The following is a 370-nucleotide window of genomic DNA, read 5'->3' as shown; positions in this document are numbered from 1 at the left end:
TTGGTGGTGATCTCGACGGTGAAGTCGTCGATCTTGGCGTAGCTGGCAACCGAGGGCAGGCGGGTCTTGACCTGCGCGCTCTGACGCTTGTCGAATTGCGGTGCCTTGTCGTTCAGCACCTTGTCGAGATTCCAGATCACGGCATCGGCATTGAACGTCGAGCCGTCGTGAAAGGTGACGCCGGGACGCAGCTTGAATACCCACTTGGTCTTGTCGGCATCGTCGACCTTCCATTCGGTCGCCAGGCCCGGGATCAGCGCGCTCGCCTTGTCCGACGACGACAGGTCCCACATCGTCAGCGCGTCGTACATCGTAAGCCCGGTGAAGCGGTTGCCCTCAAAACCCTGGTCGGGCTGGCCGAGCGTGCGCG

At 62.2% G+C, this 370-nt stretch carries 1 protein-coding gene; it reads right to left on the bottom strand.

Annotation, left to right across the window (positions count from 1 at the left end):
- A partial coding sequence (locus FNJ47_RS46785) for an ABC transporter substrate-binding protein (RefSeq protein WP_236000612.1) occupies window positions 1–370 on the bottom strand: 370 nt, incomplete at both ends.

This window comes from Bradyrhizobium uaiense (assembly GCF_010811875.1).
Taxonomy (GTDB): domain Bacteria; phylum Pseudomonadota; class Alphaproteobacteria; order Rhizobiales; family Xanthobacteraceae; genus Bradyrhizobium; species Bradyrhizobium uaiense.
This window is presented reverse-complemented; position numbering and strand designations above follow the sequence as displayed.